Origin of the sequence: Shewanella sp. 10N.286.52.E4 (assembly GCF_041468785.1) — a bacterium.
GTDB lineage: Bacteria > Pseudomonadota > Gammaproteobacteria > Enterobacterales > Shewanellaceae > Shewanella > Shewanella electrodiphila.
In genome coordinates this window covers 99,071-102,250 of sequence record NZ_JBFRJJ010000017.1, presented here as the reverse complement: position 1 = coordinate 102,250, position 3,180 = coordinate 99,071, and the positions used below count along the sequence as shown (strand labels likewise).

Here is a 3,180-nt window from a genome sequence, read left to right as displayed (position 1 = left end):
TGGCTCTGATGGCTCTGATGATGTTGATAAAAAAATCGGCAATATATCAATGTCGAACCTGAGCATTGATCAAAATAATGACGGAAAACTATCATCTGATGAATTACAAAAGCATCGACAACAAATAAGCCGCATCATTCTACAACGGGTAAGTTTAAGCGATGCTACCGGACCATTGCCTCTGCAAGGGTTGATCATTTCATTGGCTTCACATGGCTCTCCTAAACAGCCATCAGATCAAATCATCGTTATGGGCAAGTTCAAACTCAGCAACAGTCAAGATCCCCTCATATTTGAGAATCAATTATTTGGTAAAAGTTTCAGTGAACAAGTGATTGATATGAGTGTCACTCGGCAAGAGGATAAGCAGAAACAAGTATTTCAAGTTTCAGCTAACGCGCCATCACACAGATTGTTTCCGGCCAAATAAATGCGCTGGCACGCCCTAGTCATTCATCATGGATTCACACTCAAAGCCTTGGCGCATTGAGTCAAATCGACACTGAGAACCACATTGCCACGGCGCATTATCATATTTAGCTGATACCGTTTGAGCGTGAACTTTGCAGGACTGATAATCGGTGAAGTCGGTGTCCATTTCGTAGGCAGCTGAAGTATAGCCATTTTTATACACAAACGAGCTCCATACTGCAGGCCCCTTATGTTGATTAGACTGATTAATCATTATCACCGCTGTGATAACAGCAATCAGTAAAATTAAGACAACTACGATAGAAATGGCATTGGAATTTTTTGAAACGGTCATAAGTATCAGCACAGCTTTCGAAAAGAATTAGCATAAACTTTAACATGATATTTGCAATCAAAAATGCGGCCAACATCTAGTCTACAGTGATTAATAAAAGCTTACTCACGCCCTCTATTATTAACAAAACCTATAAACTAATTCTACTGAACTCTCGCTTATCAATCGCTTTATACCTGCTAACATTAATATATTGAATGTGCGGGCGATAGGTTTATAAAACATCAATTTTTAAGCCTTGTAGTCTTAAAAATGAAACCTTAAAGGCAGTCCCGTAACTTATTAATCACTAGGAACTCATCATGCAAAAGACGATTCTTGTTACCGGCTCTACCGATGGCATTGGTTTAGAAACAGCAAAGATGTTAATTGCTGAAGGTCATAAGGTGTTATTACATGGCCGTAATCCAAATAAACTGACTGACGTTGTTAATCTATTAGCAACAGCGGCAGATGAATCACAAATTGAGTCTTATGTTGCCGACTTATCGAGCATGGAAGAGGTAAGAGCTTTGGCTAAACAAATCAAAGCCAAGCATAATCACCTTGATGTGCTAATTAATAACGCAGGGGTTTATAACCCAAGCACATTAATTACCCTAGATGGCTTAGATTCACGTTATGCGGTTAATACTTATGCGCCCTATTTATTAAGCCAATTATTACTGCCTATCATGGATTCAAGCAGTCGTATCGTTAACTTATCTTCTGCAGCACAGGCGGTATTTTCTGCCAATGATATGGCTAAACCAAGCCCATTGTCTGACTCAACCGTATATGCCCAAAGTAAGTTGGCACTGACAATGTGGTCACGCCATTTAGGGTTAGCGATTAAAGGAACTGGCCCAATGATTGTGGCAGTTAACCCAGCATCAATGCTTGGCAGTAAAATGGTCAAACAAGCATACGGCGTTGCAGGTGGCGACTTATCGATTGGCGCAGATATATTAACTCGCGCAGCGTTAGCTGATGAGTTTGCAGAGGCAACAGGGCAATATTTTGATAATGATAGAGGACAGTTCGCCTCTCCTCACCCTGACGCTTTAGATGTGGCTAAAACAGCAAAAGTGGTAGACGTGCTAGAGCAAGTGCTTACAGAGCTGAGTTAAATTAAGTTAAGTCAGTCTTTCTTTTTAAAATAAAACTACGGGTATTTATAACAATACCCGTACTGTCTTATATAAATTAACCACTACTATTTTTACAACGAACGCTTTCAATAATATCAATATAGTTAAGTATTGCAGCAACTAAACGCTTTAAAATTTTTCAGCTTGAAGCTAAACAAGCAGTTTAGTTGAGTCGCTAAATGACAATAAAAAAGCTAAAACTGCTGCGATTTCAAACAATTTAGTCAGCCACTCATCAATTAAAATATGACTCATATCTCCTTTTGAAACTTTAAAAAAAAATTGTTATCCAGATCGCATTTTTATTTTGAAACTCCTGATAAATTTCAGATTAAGCACACACTAATATAGTGTTCACAACCACCAATACTAAGTGCTTGTAGTTTGGGCTTTATGATTGATATCGAACGGACTTTCTATTTCAAGGGCGACTTATTCCCCAACAAGAAAGCCATGTCTCGATAGAAAGGATATTTTATGGCTGAAATTATTGACCTTGTTCCAAATAACACTGAAATCGATGGGTTTGACAAACCATCTACTCCAAAAGCAAAAGAAGATATGTTGCATAGACGAGAGGTGAAAAGACGCCTTGAAGACTACTTAGAAGCACAACAACTTAAACGTGCTATGGGTGGCGATGATTTCTTTGCTTAACACATTATTGTATTCAAACACCCTGTTTATCTATTCTGCATAAGCGTGCATTTCTCCACCATGCTTTCCGTGCATCATTAAGCTCAAGTGACTTCTCCAACACTGAGCTTAATGAACCACGCATCCATTATTTGTGCTGTTACGCTGCTTTATTTATACAAAATTGGCATAAAAAAACCACAGTTTTCATCAACGTTCAACGCTACAGATACCAGTAACTTCACGTTTAAAAATCCGTGGTTAGGAGTAAATTGAAGGGGGGAACTCCTGAAGACTAATGCCCATTATTATCGTTTTATTTGATATACCCCATAACTTAAGCGAGGCATTGAGACTGTGATAGCTTGTTTTTCAACGTCAATTAAGTGGCTTGAATCTACATTGCTAGAAGGTAGGCCGTTATAATATAAATCACCCGCAGCCTTAAAGGTTTTCAATACATCTTCAATCGCCGTGATAGGCTCACCTTTATCTGTCATATCAATTTCAATGCTTGCAGATTGATTACCAGAATTAAACACAATCAAATATTCTTCACCACTCGTTTCATCCACTCTAGCAAAGGCAAACATGCCGCTGTTCGCTTGAATTGCTGAATCTTGGATTATTGAATCTTGGATTGTTGAA

The 3,180-nt window shown here is 38.5% G+C and carries 4 protein-coding genes and 1 pseudogene; 3 read left to right on the top strand and 2 right to left on the bottom strand.

The window, feature by feature from the left end; genetic code table 11:
* The coding region (locus AB4153_RS09310) for a hypothetical protein (protein ID WP_371997163.1) at window positions 1–430 on the top strand (430 nt) is incomplete at its 5' end.
* 15 nt (window positions 431–445) lie between these two features.
* Here AB4153_RS09310 and AB4153_RS09305 read toward each other — a convergent pair.
* Entirely contained in the window at window positions 446–766 is a 321-nt protein-coding gene (locus tag AB4153_RS09305; protein ID WP_102529431.1) for a hypothetical protein, read from the bottom strand.
* Window positions 767–1,068: 302 nt separating this feature from the next.
* On the opposite strand from AB4153_RS09305, the gene AB4153_RS09300 reads away from it, so the two are divergent.
* Complete coding sequence (locus tag AB4153_RS09300) at window positions 1,069–1,875, top strand: SDR family NAD(P)-dependent oxidoreductase (protein WP_371997161.1); 807 nt, start codon at window positions 1,069–1,071, stop codon at window positions 1,873–1,875.
* Between the two features lie 498 nt (window positions 1,876–2,373).
* Window positions 2,374–2,553 carry a PA3496 family putative envelope integrity protein gene (locus AB4153_RS09295; protein ID WP_102529429.1) on the top strand — a complete coding sequence of 60 codons (180 nt, stop codon included), beginning with the start codon at window positions 2,374–2,376 and terminating at the stop codon, window positions 2,551–2,553.
* A gap of 287 nt (window positions 2,554–2,840) precedes the next feature.
* Here AB4153_RS09295 and AB4153_RS09290 read toward each other — a convergent pair.
* Window positions 2,841–3,180 (bottom strand): annotated as a pseudogene (locus AB4153_RS09290) (hypothetical protein); the annotation flags it as partial.

Excerpts from the sequence above, each read along its gene's own strand:
- AB4153_RS09305 (WP_102529431.1), bottom strand. The coding sequence starts at position 766 with ATGACCGTTTCAAAAAATTCCAATGCCATTTCTATCGTAGTTGTCTTA.
- AB4153_RS09300 (WP_371997161.1), top strand. The coding sequence starts at position 1,069 with ATGCAAAAGACGATTCTTGTTACCGGCTCTACCGATGGCATTGGTTTA.
- AB4153_RS09295 (WP_102529429.1), top strand. The coding sequence starts at position 2,374 with ATGGCTGAAATTATTGACCTTGTTCCAAATAACACTGAAATCGATGGG.